General features: G+C 67.6%; 12 protein-coding genes. 11 read left to right on the top strand and 1 reads right to left on the bottom strand.

Features of this window, described 5'->3' with window-relative positions:
• The first annotated feature begins 112 nt into the window (after window positions 1–112).
• The 3 genes from AC3WQA_RS03075 (at window position 113) to AC3WQA_RS03065 (ending at window position 2,352) form a co-directional block, all read left to right on the top strand.
• Window positions 113–1,456 carry a UDP-glucose dehydrogenase family protein gene (locus AC3WQA_RS03075; RefSeq protein WP_492673629.1) on the top strand — a complete coding sequence of 448 codons (1,344 nt, stop codon included), beginning with the start codon at window positions 113–115 and terminating at the stop codon, window positions 1,454–1,456.
• Between the two features lie 5 nt (window positions 1,457–1,461).
• On the top strand, window positions 1,462–1,665 hold the full coding sequence (locus tag AC3WQA_RS03070; protein WP_492673628.1) for a SlyX family protein: 204 nt from the start codon (window positions 1,462–1,464) through the stop codon (window positions 1,663–1,665).
• A gap of 132 nt (window positions 1,666–1,797) precedes the next feature.
• A complete protein-coding gene (locus tag AC3WQA_RS03065) occupies window positions 1,798–2,352 on the top strand; it encodes a DUF2058 domain-containing protein (protein ID WP_492673627.1) in 555 nt (184 codons plus the stop codon).
• A gap of 61 nt (window positions 2,353–2,413) precedes the next feature.
• On the opposite strand, the gene AC3WQA_RS03060 is transcribed toward AC3WQA_RS03065, so the two are convergent.
• Complete coding sequence (locus tag AC3WQA_RS03060) at window positions 2,414–4,474, bottom strand: 3-hydroxyacyl-CoA dehydrogenase NAD-binding domain-containing protein (RefSeq protein WP_492673626.1); 2,061 nt, start codon at window positions 4,472–4,474, stop codon at window positions 2,414–2,416.
• 227 nt (window positions 4,475–4,701) lie between these two features.
• Between AC3WQA_RS03060 and AC3WQA_RS03055 the strand changes: the two genes are divergently transcribed.
• The 8 genes from AC3WQA_RS03055 to AC3WQA_RS03020 all read left to right on the top strand — a co-directional run bounded on the left by AC3WQA_RS03055 (window position 4,702) and on the right by AC3WQA_RS03020 (window position 14,077).
• Window positions 4,702–5,196: a hypothetical protein gene (locus tag AC3WQA_RS03055; protein ID WP_492673625.1), complete on the top strand. Its 495-nt coding sequence runs from the start codon at window positions 4,702–4,704 to the stop codon at window positions 5,194–5,196.
• A 5-nt stretch (window positions 5,197–5,201) separates the two neighbouring features.
• A complete protein-coding gene (locus tag AC3WQA_RS03050; RefSeq protein WP_492673624.1) occupies window positions 5,202–7,421 on the top strand; it encodes a putative bifunctional diguanylate cyclase/phosphodiesterase in 2,220 nt (739 codons plus the stop codon).
• A 158-nt stretch (window positions 7,422–7,579) separates the two neighbouring features.
• Complete coding sequence (rpoE, locus tag AC3WQA_RS03045; RefSeq protein ID WP_492673623.1) at window positions 7,580–8,182, top strand: RNA polymerase sigma factor RpoE; 603 nt, start codon at window positions 7,580–7,582, stop codon at window positions 8,180–8,182.
• A gap of 9 nt (window positions 8,183–8,191) precedes the next feature.
• Window positions 8,192–8,869, top strand: coding sequence for a sigma-E factor negative regulatory protein (locus AC3WQA_RS03040; RefSeq protein WP_492673622.1), 678 nt, complete (start codon window positions 8,192–8,194; stop codon window positions 8,867–8,869).
• A 271-nt stretch (window positions 8,870–9,140) separates the two neighbouring features.
• The gene (locus AC3WQA_RS03035; RefSeq protein ID WP_492673621.1) at window positions 9,141–10,637 is read left to right on the top strand and encodes a DegQ family serine endoprotease; all 1,497 of its coding nucleotides are present in this window, start codon (window positions 9,141–9,143) and stop codon (window positions 10,635–10,637) included.
• A 145-nt stretch (window positions 10,638–10,782) separates the two neighbouring features.
• Window positions 10,783–12,573, top strand: a complete 1,791-nt coding sequence (lepA, locus tag AC3WQA_RS03030) for a translation elongation factor 4 (protein ID WP_492673620.1) — start codon at window positions 10,783–10,785, stop codon at window positions 12,571–12,573.
• A 104-nt stretch (window positions 12,574–12,677) separates the two neighbouring features.
• Window positions 12,678–13,592 (top strand): signal peptidase I, encoded by a 915-nt coding sequence (gene lepB / locus AC3WQA_RS03025; RefSeq protein WP_492673619.1) that lies wholly within the window; start codon window positions 12,678–12,680, stop codon window positions 13,590–13,592.
• A gap of 101 nt (window positions 13,593–13,693) precedes the next feature.
• Complete coding sequence (locus AC3WQA_RS03020) at window positions 13,694–14,077, top strand: DUF4845 domain-containing protein (protein WP_492673618.1); 384 nt, start codon at window positions 13,694–13,696, stop codon at window positions 14,075–14,077.
• Window positions 14,078–14,083 lie beyond the last annotated feature (6 nt).

Here is a 14,083-nt window from a genome sequence, read left to right as displayed (position 1 = left end):
TTGCAACGCGAGGGGCGCGAAGCGATTCGCGCCCTTTTCGTTGCGCCGGCAAAGCCGCCGCGGCGTGCTGCGGTTAGAATGCGCGTTCGCGTTTTCAGGGAAGCGACCTGCAATGAAAGTCACGATCTTCGGCACCGGCTACGTGGGTCTGGTCACCGGCGCCTGCCTCGCCGAAATGGGCAACCACGTGGTCTGCGTCGACATCGATGCCGGCAAGGTCGAGCGCCTGCGGCATGGCGACATGCCGATCTACGAACCAGGCCTCGCGCCCATCGTCAAGCGTAACCACGCCGATGGCCAGCTCGATTTCACCACCGACGCCGCGGCCGGCATCGCGCATGGCGAGGTGATTTTCATTGCCGTGGGCACGCCGCCGGACGAGGATGGCAGCGCTGACCTGAAATACGTGCTGGGCGTGGCGAAGACCATCGGCCAGCGGCTGGATCGCTACGCCGTGGTGGTCAACAAGTCCACCGTGCCGGTGGGTACCGCCGATCGCGTGCGCGCGGCGATCGTGGCGGAGCTGGCCGCGCGCGGCGCGGCGATCGAGTTCGACGTGGTCTCCAATCCCGAGTTCCTCAAGGAGGGCGACGCGGTGGAGGACTGCCTGCGCCCCGACCGCATCGTGATCGGCAGCTCCAGTACGCGTGCGGTGGCGCAGCTGCGCAAGCTCTACGCGCCGTTCAACCGCAACCACGAGCGCATCGTGCTGATGGACGAACGTTCGGCCGAGCTGACCAAATACGCCGCCAACGCCATGCTGGCGACCAAGATCAGCTTCATGAACGAGATCGCCAACATCGCCGAGCGCGTGGGCGCCGACGTGGAGCTGGTGCGCCACGGCATCGGTGCCGATCCGCGCATCGGCTACCACTTCATCTACCCGGGCGCGGGCTATGGCGGTTCCTGCTTCCCCAAGGATGTGCAGGCGCTGGAGCGCACCGCGCGCGGCGCGGGCTACCAGGCGCGCCTGTTGGCAGCGGTGGAGGCGGTGAACCACGACCAGAAGGCGAAGCTGTTCGAATTGATCGCACGCCACTTCGACGGCCAGCTCGAGGGCAAGACCATCGCGCTGTGGGGCTTGGCCTTCAAGCCCAACACCGACGACATGCGCGAGGCGCCCAGCCGCCGCCTGCTCGAAGCGCTGTGGGCGGCTGGCGCCAGCGTGCGCGCGTTCGACCCCGAGGCGCGCGAGGAGACGCGGCGGATCTACGGCGAGCGCACCGACCTCGTGCTGTGCGAACACGCCTTCGACGCCCTGCAGGGCGCCGATGCACTGGCCATCGCCACCGAATGGAAGGCCTTCCGCAGCCCCGATTTCGCGCGCATCCGCGCCGCGCTCCGGACGCCGGCGATCTTCGATGGCCGCAACCTGTACGCCCCGGCTGTGGTGGAAGAAGCTGGGCTGGCCTACTACGGCATCGGTCGCGGCCGCAGCCTGCGGGTGGCGCGTTGATGGACATGGATCAACGCCTGGCCGACCTTGAAGTGCGGCTCACCTTCATCGACGACACCGTGCAGGCACTCGCCGCCGCTGACGCCGATCAGGCGTTGCGCATCGTGGCCCTGGAACGCCTGGTGCACCAGTTGCGGCAAGAGCTGCAGAGCGTGCGCCTGGGCGCCGGCACCGACCCGCACAGCGAGCCGCCCCCGCCCCACTATTGAAAGTGCGGCCAAGGACGGTCGCCCGTGTGATCTTTGCGATGAGGGATGATCGCCAGGAATGGCGGAGTGCGGCGAAGGACGCCCGCCCACGTGATCTTCGCGGTCACGGATGATTGATACAGGAAAACCAGCATGAGCGAATCCCTGCGCGATCAACTGCTCAAGAGCGGTCTCGCCAAACCTGTCCGCGAGGAGCCTCGCGGCAACCAGAGCAAACCGCGCCAGACCGGTAAGCCGCACGGCAACGCCGGCCGGCCGGTGGCACCGCGCCGCGAGCAGGGCGAGATCGACCTGGCCAAGGCCTACGCCATCCGGGCCCAGAACGAGGCGGGCGAGCGCAAGCGCGCCCAGCAGGCCGCCGAGGAAGCAGCCAGGCTGCGCCGCGAGTGCAAGCAGAAAATCCAGCAGTTGCTGGATGGCGCGGTCTTGAACAAGGCCGACACCGAGCTGGTGCGCAACTTCGAGTACGGCGGCAAGATCCGCCGCATCCATGTCGACGCGGCGCAACTGGCCGCGCTCAATGCGGGCGAGCTGGGCGTGGTGCAGCAGGCTGGCCGGTATTTGCTGGTGACACGCGACATCGCCGAGCAGGTGCGCGCCATCGACGCGCATCAGCTGGCGCTGCTGGTCGATCCGCATGCGGCGGGCGAAGACGACGATGGCGTGCCGGACGATCTGATCTGGTGAGGCCAGCGGCGCGACCACTGGCGAGCGCACCCGATATTGTCGGGCGCGCCCGCCAGCGGGCTCAGAGGTCAGCGGAGGTGGTCAGCGCCGGGTGATCCCAGCCCCGGCGCGGCGTGAAGCGCGCGCCGTGACGCTGCGCCAGTTGCTCCAGCCGCGTTTTCACCTTGTCCACGCCTTCACTGCGCAGGTACTGCAGCGGGCCGCCACGGAAGGGCGCGAAACCGGTGCCGAAGATCACGCCGGCATCGAGCAGCTCGGCGTCGTCCACCACGCCGTCGGCGAGACAGGCCACCGCCTCGTTCACCATCGCCAGCACCATGCGGTCGATCAGGTCGGGCGCGGCCTGGTAGTCGGGATCGACCTCGGGCTTGATCGGCTTGCCGTCCTGCCACACGTACAGGCCCTGACCGTCCTTCTTGCCGCGCTTGCCGGGGTCGAATTTGGCTTCCCATCCCGGCGGCAATTCCAGCCCGAGGAAGGCAGCCAGTTCCTTGCCGACGGAGACGCACACGTCCAGGCCCACCGTGTCGGCCAGCTCGATCGGCCCCATCGGCATGCCGAATTTCTTCGCCTCCCGATCCAGCACCGGCCCGGGTACGCCTTCGTTGTACAGGCGCAGGGCTTCGAGCAGGTAGGGCATCAGGATGCGGTTGACCAGGAAGCCGGGCGTACCCTTCACCGCCACCGGCAACTTGCCAATGGCCTTGCAGAAGGCCAGCGTGCGCTTTTCTATCGCGTCGTCGAGTGCGTCGTGGCGCACCACTTCCACCAGCGGCATCTGCGCCACCGGGTTGAAGAAGTGCAGGCCGAGGAAGCGCTGCGGCGCCGCAAGCTGTTTGCGCAGCTCGTCGAGCGGGATGCTGGAGGTGTTCGTGGCGAGGATTCCCTCGCCCCGGAACTGCGGCTCGATGGTGGCGTACAGCGCCTCCTTGGCGGCGGCGTTCTCGTAGATGGCCTCGATGGCAAGGTCGGCGCCAGCCATGCCCTTGCCTTCGACGTCGGCCTGGAGGCGCGCCGTGGCGGCGTCGATCTTCGCGGGCGTCTTGAGCTTCTTCTCGTAGAGCTTCCTGGCGCGCTCGAGCGCCGGCTGGATGAACTTCAGCTCGCGATCCTGCAGGGTGACCTCGAAGCCCTTGAGCGCCGCCCAGGCAGCGATGTCGCCACCCATCACGCCGGCGCCCACCACATGCACGTGTTTGACGCCGTGCTCGCTGCCGCTGCCCTGGTTTTTCAGGCACTCCTGCAGGAAGAAGATGCGGATGAGGTTGTGCGCGGTAGGCGTGGCGGCCAGCTTGGCCACCGAGCGCGCCTCCAGCTTCAGGCGTTGGCGGATGTCGCCGCCGCCACGCTGCCAGACGTCGATCAGGGCGAAGGGCGCCGGATAGTGTTCCTTGCGCACCTTGGCGGCGGTCTGCTTCGCCACCATGGGGGCGAGGATTTGCCGCGCCGGCCAGCTGTTGGTGAGCCAGGCCTTGGCGCGGCGCGCGAAGGGGCGCGGTTGCGGGCGGCGCAGCAGGGCGCGTGCCTCGGCCAGGAGTTCATCGGGCGGTGCCACGCGGTCGACCACGCCCAGCGCCAGCGCGCGTCTGGCCGACAAGGGCTTGCCGGTGAGCATCAAGGGCAGCGCCTCGGGCGCGCCGATCAGCCGCGGCAGCCGCGCCGTGCCACCCCAGCCGGGGTGGATGCCCAGCATCACCTCGGGCAGGGCGATCTTCGTCTTTTCGTCGTCGGCGGCGATGCGCTGGCGGCAGGCCAGCGCCAGCTCGGTGCCGCCGCCCATGCAGGCGCCATGGATCGCCGCCACCGTGGGGCAGGGCAGGCGCGCCAGCGCTTCGAATACGCGCTGGCCGTGCTCGATGTTCTCCTGCACGCTGCCTTGTCTGGCGTAGGCCACGAATTCCTTGATGTCGGCGCCCACGGCGAAGCCGCTGGGCTTGGGCGAGTGCAGGATCACGCCGGCCGGCGTCTCGATGGCCAGTCGTTCGACGATCTGCTCCAGCTCGTCCAGCACGGCGCGGTTGATCGCGTTGACACTGCCGTCGGCGCGGTCAAACGCCAGCGTGACGATGCCATGCCCGTCCAGGCTGGGTTTCCAGTGGTTGAAGCGCAGGCCTTCGAACATGGGCGGTGACGGGTGGTGGAGGAAGGGCAAACCATACCGTCCCGTGTGGAGGAATGCGAGGCCTTGCCTGGCAAACCCGGGTCATCCAGGGCTGGCAAATGTGCCGCAGTTCGCGGTACACCGGGGGCCGTTGTGGCGAAAATTCAGGCACACTGTGGAGAATAGGCTAGGGTGTCGGCCGTTTCCACGGCCCCCAGTCAGCACCTGAAGATTTCGGGGGAGAGCAAATGACCGCGATGATGCACATGCCCTTGCCGGCTTCGGGACAGGATGTCTTCGACAAGATTCTGGCCGCGCCGGCCGGGTTGGTGGTGGTGCGCAGCGACGCCGCGGCTACCCTGGTCGAGCACCTGCGGGCGATTGCCCGCCAGAGCGGCCAGGCCATTTACCTGTGGCAGGCCGACCAGGGGCTTTCCAGCCTGCGCGACGCCTATGCGCGCGTGCCCGATGCGCAGCGTCTCGGCCAGGCCCTGCGCTACATGCGGCAAAGCATGCATTTTGGCGTTTACGTGCTGCAGGAACTGGAAATGCCGCTGGCGCCGGCCGACCTGATCCTGTTGCGCCAACTGGCGCGGGTGACCGCCGGACATCTGCGCCGGGTGGTGCTGCTCAATCCGCCGCTGGCCCTGGCCGAACAACTGGCCGACGTGGCCGCCAGCGTGGATGACGTGCCCGACGTGCCGCAGCGCCCACGCCTGCGCGACGGTCGCTGGTTGAGCTGAGCGCCATGAGCGAGGGCATCCTTGTGCTGGCGGCCGAGCGCGACATGCGTCGGCGGCTGTTCGATGTGTTCGAACAGGCTGGCTGCCACCTCATTCACAGCGCGCGCGATGCCCAGCATGCCGCCATCCTGCTGGAAGGCCGCCCGCCGCTGGAGCTGATGGTGGCGGCGCCTGGCGCGGATGCCGTCCAGTTGCGTGCCTGTTGCGAGCGATTGCGGGCCATGGATGCCGGTGCCACGGCGCCGCTCCTGGTGATTCTGCCGGATGCCGCGACGTCATCGTCCACACGCTTGCCCGATGGCGTCGCGGGCTGGCTTGCCGCCGGCCGGGTCGAAGCCGATCTCGTGCCGGCCTGGCGGGGTTTGCCCGTCGCCGGGACGCCAGCGCCGACCGAACCGGCCAGTTCGGCCAGCGGCGAGGCGGAGAAGGCGCTGGCCTTGCTTTCCCGTATTTTCACCCTCACCGGTACCGCGCCGCGTGATGCCGTGGCACGCCTGCTGTTCGACGAATGGGGGTTGGATTATTTCGCGGTATGGCCAGCGCGCGGCGATAGCGGGGACGTGCTCTCGCCACTGGTGCAGTTGTGGCGCGGCACCGAGCCGACCTGGCCGGATGTCGATGCCCAGGTGTTGCTGCACCGGGTGTTGTGCGGCGAGGCGGCGCTCCATCGCAGCGACGTGCTGCGCAGCGTTTCCAACGACCCCTTGCTGACGCAGTTGGAACTATCCGGCCTTGTCGGCCTGCCGCTCACGGATGAACGCGGCGTCGTGCTGGGGGCGATGCTGGCCGGTACGTGTCGGGGCTTTGGTGAGATGGCGGTGGTCGAGCCCTTGTTGCGCTGCGCGGCGGCCCGGTTTGCCCAGTGGCTGGAGTTGGGCCTGACTCGCGAGCAGGGCCGGGCGGAGGGCCTGGTCGATGCGCTCACCGGCTTGCCCAACCGGCTGCTGTTCGCCGACCGGCTGGACACCATCCTGCGCGAAGCCGTGCGCAACGGCGAATGCTTCGCCGTGCTGTTCGTGGATCTGGATCATTTCAAGGCGATCAACGACAGCCACGGCCATGGTGCCGGCGACCAGGTGTTGCAGGAGGTGACACGGCGGCTGCGCCATTGCGTGCGCGCTTCCGACACGCTGGCGCGTTACGCCGGCGACGAATTCACCGTGGTGCTGCGCCACATCGTGAAGAACGACGACGTGCAGCGCGTCACCGACAAGATCCTGCAGGCGATGGTCGAGCCGCTGCTGCTCGATGGCGGCGCCCGGCTGCAGGTCAGCGTGTCGGTTGGCGTGAGTTTCTTCCCCGACGATGCCTCCGACGCCGAAACCCTGCTCAAGCATGCCGACGAGGCGATGTACGCGGCCAAGCGCGACGGCCGCAATGCCTGCCGTATCTACGAGGTGAGTCCCGAATACGCCCGCGAACACGGCGTGGCACTGCGTTCGCGCCTGCGCCACGCGCAGGGCAACGGCGAGTTGCGCGTGGTGTACCAGCCGCAAGTGGATGCGCAGGACGAGGACATTGTCGGGATGGAGGCGCTGCTGCGCTGGGAGCATCCCGAGCTGGGGCCGATCAGCCCGGCGTCGTTCATCCCGCTGGCCGAGGAAACCGGCCTGATCGTGCCGATCGGCGAATGGGTGCTGCGCACCGCCTGCCGCCAGGCGCACGAATGGGAGCGCCGTTACGGCCTGCGCCTGCGCCTTGGCGTGAACCTTTCGGCCGTGCAGTTGATGGAGCCCAAGCTGCCGGCCACCGTGGTGCGGGCGCTGCAGGAGAGCGGCCTCGATCCGACCCTGCTGGAGCTGGAGGTCACCGAGAGCATCAGCATCAAGGCGGCGCCCAACCTGGTGGAGAACCTGGAAGCGCTGCACCGGCTGGGCTGCCGCATTGCCATCGACGATTTCGGCACCGGTGCCGCCTCGCTGGATTACCTGCGCAAGCTGCCGGCCGACCGCATCAAGATCGACCAGAGCTTCGTGCGCAACATCGGCGTCGACCCCGACGACGAGGCCATCGTGCGCGCCACCATCGAGATGGCACACCGGCTCAAGCGCAGCGTGGTGGCCGAGGGTGTGGAAACCGAGCAGCACCTCGGCTTCCTGCGCGAGCACCACTGCGACGAGCTGCAGGGTTACCTGTTCTGCCGGCCCTTGCCGGTGGTGTCGTTCGAGCGTCTGCTGGCCGAGCGCCAGCAGGTGTTGGGGCGACCTGCCGTCGTGCCAGCTTGAGCCTGGGGCTCTTCGCCCCCATCCTTCCGGGAGCCGGCCGTCGGCCGGTCGCCCCATGATCCGTGCACGCCCGGATCATGGCCAACGATACTGAACTTGTGTGCGCGGCCATGGTCTGAGCTGCACGCTCGATACAGGCTCCGCAGCGGAAGACGGCATTGACGACGGAAACGGCCCGGACGGGCGAAAACGAACTGGATCAGGCGCTGGTGGTGCGCGTGCAGGGAGGCGACAAGCGCGCTTTCGATCTGCTCGTGCGCAAGTACCAGCACAAGGTGGTGGGCCTGGTGTCGCGCTACGTGAAGAACCACGCCGAATGCGAGGACATCGCGCAGGAAGCCTTCATCCGTGCCTGGCGAGCCATCGGCTCCTTCCGTGGCGACAGCGCCTTCTATACCTGGCTCTACAAGATCGCGGTGAACACCGCCAAGAACCACCTGGTGGCGTTGGGCCGGCGCCCGCCGGCCGATGACATCGACGCCGACGACGCCGTGTTCCTCACCGGCGCCGAGCGCATGCAGGACGGCGCCACGCCCGAGCACGAACTGCTGCGGCAGGAAATTGAACATTCGGTGTTTTCCACTGTCCAAGCCTTGCCCGAGGAGCTGCGGACGGCCATCACGCTGCGCGAGGTGGACGGCCTGAGCTACGAGGAAATCGCCGAGGCGATGGCTTGCCCGATCGGTACGGTGCGTTCGCGCATCTTCCGTGCGCGCGAGGCGATCGATGAGACATTGCGGCCGTTGTTGTCGGAGCGTTGAGGAATGACCATGAACCAGCCAGACGAGCATGCATGCGAGCAGCTTTCCGCCGGCATCGACGGTGAGTTGTCGCATGAGGAATGGCGTTTCCTGTGGCGCCGACTCGACCATGACGAGGATCTGCAGCTCCGCTGGGCGCGTTACCACGTGGCCCGCGACAGCTTGCGCAAGCAGCTGCCGCCACTGGCCAGCGGCGGTTTCGCCGCCCGGGTGATGCTGGCCATCGAGCCGGAAGCCACGGTGGTGGTCGCGGTGCCGCGCCATCATCGCTGGCTGCGCTGGTCGGCCGGTGGCGCCATCGCGGCGGGCGTGGCGGCCGTGGCCCTGATGATGACCCAGCCGACCGGGGATGCCGAGCGCCACGTTGTCCCGCACGTCGCCGAAGTCGCCCCGGAAGTGGTACGACCCGCCGCGGCGGCGCCAGCGGCGCCCGCCGAGGTGGCAGTGGTCCCGCCGTGGCTTAGCGGCAAGGCACCCGGCCTGCTCAGCCAGCGTGCCTCGGCCACACTGGGCGCACCGATGGAAGCTGTTCGCGACGGTGGTCTGTACGGCGGCGACCTGTCGCCGTTCCGTGTCCAGCGCTACCGCGCGCTGGACAACCACGACGGCAGCTACCTGATCCTGCTTGATCCCAGTCGCCAGCAAGTACCGGATGCGCCACGCCAGGCCGCCGCCGCCGCTCGTTGATGCCGCGCCGCGTCTGTCGCGCGGCGCGATTCCCCCTGTTTCCTTTCCCACGGCCCGCCACGGGTCGCGGTGGATGTGTGCCCGTTCCCCGGCAGGCTGTCGAGAAACCGCCTGTCGGCGCGACCCATGGAGGGGCCGCCCGCCGCCCAGGTACGCCAGTGCCTGCGCGGCGTAGCCGGGCCCGGACTTGTGCCGGATCCGGCGAGTTGAGCAAATGCGGGAAGCACTTGCCCAACATCCCGCCAACCTCTAAGCGACCCAAGGAGACGTCATGACCCCTTCCGTTCCGCACCCATCGCGTCTGCGCCTGCTGGCCTTTGGCATCCTCGCTGCCAGCACTACGCTGGCGCTGCCCGCCGTGCGGGCGCAGGCCGCGCCCAGCATGGTTGCGCCCAGCATGGCTGCGTTGCCCGATTTCACCGGCATCGTGCAGAAGAACGCGCCCGCGGTGGTGCACGTGGAAGCCAAGTACAGCGGCCGCAACCATCCCGGCGCACGCCAGCTCGCGGGGCCGGGTGGCATGCCGGACGACCCGCAGGCCGAAATGTTCCGCCGTTTCTTCGGCATGCCGATGATGCCTTCGCCGGCTGAGCAGGCACATACCTCGCTGGGCTCGGGCTTCATCATTTCCGCCGACGGTTACATCCTCACCAACAACCACGTGGTGGCCGGCGCGGACAAGGTCACCGTGCGTCTGCAGGATCGGCGCATCCTCGACGCCAAGGTCGTCGGCACCGATCCCACCTACGACATTGCCCTGCTCAAGGTCAGCGCCGGTGACCGCCTGCCGACGGTGGCGATCGGCGATTCACGCAATCTCCGGCCCGGCCAGTGGGTGCTGGCGATCGGCTCGCCGTTCGGCTTCGATTACACCGTGACCCAGGGCATCGTCAGCGCGGTGGGGCGCAACCTGGGTAGCCAGGATCAGCCCTACACCTCTTTCATCCAGACCGACGTGCCGATCAACCGCGGCAATTCCGGTGGCCCGCTGTTCAACCTGCAAGGCCAGGTGGTGGGCATCAATTCGCAGATCTACTCCTCCACCGGCGGTTACCAGGGCGTGGCCTTCTCCATCCCCATCGATGTGGCGATGAACGCGGTGCAGCAGCTCAAGACCCAGGGCTACGTGACGCGCGGGCAGTTGGGCGTAGTGGTGGGGCCGGTGGACGACAGCGCGGTGAAGGCCTTGCGCCTGCCCGACAGCGAGGGCGGCCTGGTGGCCCAGGTGTCCCCCGGCAGTGGCGCGGAGAAGGCCGGTATCCAGCCTGGCGACATCATCCTCGCCTACGACGGCCAGGCCATCCGTGCCGCCGCCGACCTGCCACCCCTGGTGGGCATGACCAAGCCGGGCAGCAAGGTGCCGGTGGAAGTCCTGCGCGCGGGCAAGAAGCAGACGCTGCAGGTGGTCGTGGGCGCCATGCCGCGCGATCAGAACGCAGTGGACAGCGGCGGCGCTGCGCCAGGCGCGAGCACGGGCATCGCGGCGCTGGGGCTTGCCGTGCAGTCGCTGGACAATGCCACCCGCCAGCAGATGGGGCTCAAGGCAGGGCAGGGCGTGCTGGTGGGTAGCGTCAATGGCCAGGTGGCCGCGCAGGCCGGCCTGCAGCCAGGTGACGTGATCCTGATGGTGAACCAGCAACCGGTGGGTTCCGTGGAGGCGTTCCGCGCCGCCACCAAGGACGTCAAGGCCGGTTCCACCGTGCTGCTGCTGGTGCGCCGCGACGGGCAGAACCGCTTCTTCGGCCTGACCGTGCCATCGGATCGGTGACGTGGGCGGGCACGGCGCGGGATGGCTCGTGCCGTGCCCGCGCGCACGCTGCCGGCGCAGCGCCGCGCGGCGGTTCCATGCGACAATGCCGGGTTCGCACCGCCGGCAGGCGGCATTTCCGAGACAAGGCCGATACCCGCGCTCCATGGAACTGATCCGCAATTTCTCCATCATCGCCCACATCGACCACGGCAAGTCGACCCTGGCCGACCGCATCATCCAGCTCTGCGGCGGCCTCGCCGAACGCGAGATGGAAGCGCAGGTGCTGGACAACAACCCGATCGAGCGCGAGCGCGGCATCACCATCAAGGCGCAGTCGGTGTCGCTGCCGTACACCGCGCGCGACGGCAAGACCTACCAGCTCAACTTCATCGACACCCCCGGCCACGTCGACTTCTCCTATGAAGTCAGCCGCTCGCTGGCCGCCTGCGAAGGCGCGCTGCTGGTGGTGGACGCCGCGCAGGGCGTGGAGGCGCAGTCGGTGGCGAACTGCTACACCGCGGTGGAGATGGGCCTGGAAGTGGTGCCGGTGCTGAACAAGATCGACCTGCCCACCGCCGACATCGAGAAGGTGAAGGGCGAGATCGAGGCGGTGATCGGCATCGACGCCACCGACGCGGTGGCGATCAGCGCCAAGACCGGCCTCAACGTGATCGAGGTGCTCGAAGCCATCGTCGCGCGCATCCCGCCGCCGAAGCCGCGCGACACCGACAAGCTGCAGGCGCTGATCATCGACTCCTGGTTCGACAACTACCTCGGGGTGGTGTCGCTGGTGCGCGTGATGCAGGGCGAGATCAAGCCCGGCGACAAGCTGCAGGTAATGTCCACCGGCCGCACCCACGAGGTGGACGAGGTGGGCGTGTTCACGCCCAAGCGCAAGAAGCTGGAGAAACTTTCCGCTGGCGAGGTGGGCTGGATCAACGCCTCGATCAAGGATGTGCACGGCGCGCCGGTGGGTGACACGCTCACCCACGCCGGCAAGCCGGCCAGCGCGCCCTTGCCCGGCTTCCAGACCATGCAGCCGCGCGTGTTCGCCGGCCTGTTCCCGGTGTCCTCTGACGACTTCCCGGCGATGCGCGAGGCGCTGGACAAGCTGCGCCTGAACGATGCCGCGCTGTTCTTCGAGCCGGAGTCGTCCGAGGCGATGGGCTTTGGTTTCCGCTGCGGCTTCCTCGGCATGCTGCACATGGAGATCGTGCAGGAGCGACTGGAGCGCGAATACGACTTGAACCTCATCACCACCGCGCCGACCGTGGTGTACGAGGTGCTGAAGACCGACGGCTCGGTGCTGGCGCTGGACAACCCGGCCAAGCTGCCGCCGGTGCCGCAGATCCAGGAAATCCGCGAGCCGATCATCGTGGCCAGCATCCTCACCCCCGAGGCTTACATCGGCAACATCGTCACGCTGTGCCAGGAGAAGCGCGGCGTGCAACGCTCGATCCAGTACCTGGCGACGCAGGTGCAGATCACCTACGAGCTGCCGCTGGCCGAAGTGGTGCTGGACTTCTTCGATCGCCTGAAGTCGGTGTCGCGCGGCTACGCCTCGATGGACTACCACTTCGAGCGCTTCGATGCCGGCCCGTTCGTGCGCACCGACGTGCTCATCAACGGCGACCGCGTGGACGCGCTGTCGCTGATCGTGCATCGTTCGCACGCCGATCGCCGCGGCCGCGAACTGGTGGAACGCATGAAGGACCTGATCCCGCGCCAGCAGTTCGACGTGGCGATCCAGGCCGCCGTGGGCGCCCAGATCATCGCGCGCTCCACGGTGAAGGCGCTGCGCAAGAACGTCCTGGCCAAGTGCTACGGCGGCGACGTCAGCCGCAAGAAGAAGCTGCTGGAGAAGCAGAAAGAAGGCAAGAAACGCATGAAACAGGTCGGTCGGGTGGAGATTCCGCAAGAAGCCTTCCTCGCCGTGTTGCGGACTGACAAGTAGGGAGCGGGACGCGGAACGCGGCACGCGGGACTCGGGGCAGCGGCGTATCCGCGATCCCATGGCTCGCCCCGGTTTTCGTGATCCTGGCTCCGATGGGAGTCACTATGGAGTTTGATTTTTCCGCGATCCTCCTGGCCCTCACCGTGCTGTTCGGCGTGGTGTGGGGGCTGGATCGGGCGTTCTTCTACCGCAAGCGCAAGGCACGACAGGCGGCGGCCAGCGAGGAGTACCGCGACCCGGTGCCGGTGGACTGGTCGCGTTCACTGTTTCCGGTGGTGCTGGCGGTGCTGGTGCTGCGCTCCTTCGTGGCCGAGCCGTTCCGCATTCCGTCGGGTTCGATGATGCCGACACTGGACGTGGGCGACTTCATCCTGGTCAACAAGTTCGCCTATGGCCTGCGCTTGCCGGCATTCAACGACAAGTTCCTGAGCCTGGGCGAACCCCGGCGCGGCGACGTGGTGGTGTTCCGTTTCCCCGGCTTCCTGTGCCACGACGAAAGCGGCAAGCTGGTGCGCAGCGGCGACATCAGCTGCACCGACCCGCATGCGCCGGTGCCCAACCAGAACTGGATCAAGCGCGTGATCGGCCTGCCGGGCGACCGCATCGAGATCCATGGCTCCGACCTCCTCATCAACGGCAAGCCGGTGCAGGCCGATGAAATCGGCCCCTACGTGGGCAACCCGCAGCGCAACGAGGAGCGCCTGATGCTGGACATGGGCGCCACCGTGTGGACCGAGCACCTGGCGCGCGAGGACGGCAAGCTGGTGAACCACCTGATCGCGCGCATGCCGGCCTACACCACGCCCAATCCGATTCCCAGCGCCATGGTGCCCTCGGTCGTGCCAACGGGTTGCTACCTGGTGATGGGCGACAACCGCAACAACAGCACCGACAGCCGCTGGTGGGGCTGCCTGCCGGAGGCCAATCTGGCCGGCAAGGCGTTCATGATCTGGATGAGCTGGAAAGGCTGGGGCACCGGCGGGGTGGATTTCCGCCGCATCGGCAGCTTGATCCACTGAAGCAGGTTGCGCGTGGCGTGGCGCTGGCATAATCGGCGCCGCGGCCCGTCGGGTATCGCACTCACGTCAGCAGGCCGCATGGCGGCATTAGCGAGGGGATGATGAAAACCAAGCAGGCGGGGATTACCCTGGTCGGGTTCCTGGTGGTTCTGATGGTGGTGGGTTTCTTCGGCTTCATGGCGATGAAACTGGTGCCGGCGTATACCGAGTACGGCGGCGTGGTGAAGGCGATGAATGGCGTCGCCAGTACCAGCGTCAGCGGCAAGTCGCTGGATCAGATCAGGCGCGAGCTGCTCAAGCAGATGGACTTCCAGTACGTGGGCGACGACACCATCAAGCCAGTCGACATCACCATCACGCATGAGAGCGGTGGCGGTGGCACGTTGCACGTCGCCTACGTCAAGGACATCCCCTTCATGTACAACATCGACTTCCTGCTGCACTTCGAAAAGAGCGTGCCACTGCAGGGCAACGTCGGCGAGTAAAACCGG

This window comes from Rhodanobacter sp. FW106-PBR-R2A-2-24 (assembly GCF_058789615.1).
The sequence above is the reverse complement of the archived record's forward strand: the minus strand, read 5'-3'. Positions and strand labels throughout refer to the sequence as shown.

Excerpts from the sequence above, each read along its gene's own strand:
- lepA (WP_492673620.1), top strand. The coding sequence starts at position 10,783 with ATGGAACTGATCCGCAATTTCTCCATCATCGCCCACATCGACCACGGC.
- AC3WQA_RS03060 (WP_492673626.1), bottom strand. The coding sequence starts at position 4,474 with ATGTTCGAAGGCCTGCGCTTCAACCACTGGAAACCCAGCCTGGACGGG.
- lepB (WP_492673619.1), top strand. The coding sequence starts at position 12,678 with ATGGAGTTTGATTTTTCCGCGATCCTCCTGGCCCTCACCGTGCTGTTC.
- AC3WQA_RS03055 (WP_492673625.1), top strand. The coding sequence starts at position 4,702 with ATGACCGCGATGATGCACATGCCCTTGCCGGCTTCGGGACAGGATGTC.
- AC3WQA_RS03020 (WP_492673618.1), top strand. The coding sequence starts at position 13,694 with ATGAAAACCAAGCAGGCGGGGATTACCCTGGTCGGGTTCCTGGTGGTT.
- AC3WQA_RS03070 (WP_492673628.1), top strand. The coding sequence starts at position 1,462 with ATGGATCAACGCCTGGCCGACCTTGAAGTGCGGCTCACCTTCATCGAC.
- AC3WQA_RS03065 (WP_492673627.1), top strand. The coding sequence starts at position 1,798 with ATGAGCGAATCCCTGCGCGATCAACTGCTCAAGAGCGGTCTCGCCAAA.
- AC3WQA_RS03040 (WP_492673622.1), top strand. The coding sequence starts at position 8,192 with ATGAACCAGCCAGACGAGCATGCATGCGAGCAGCTTTCCGCCGGCATC.
- AC3WQA_RS03075 (WP_492673629.1), top strand. The coding sequence starts at position 113 with ATGAAAGTCACGATCTTCGGCACCGGCTACGTGGGTCTGGTCACCGGC.
- AC3WQA_RS03050 (WP_492673624.1), top strand. The coding sequence starts at position 5,202 with ATGAGCGAGGGCATCCTTGTGCTGGCGGCCGAGCGCGACATGCGTCGG.
- AC3WQA_RS03035 (WP_492673621.1), top strand. The coding sequence starts at position 9,141 with ATGACCCCTTCCGTTCCGCACCCATCGCGTCTGCGCCTGCTGGCCTTT.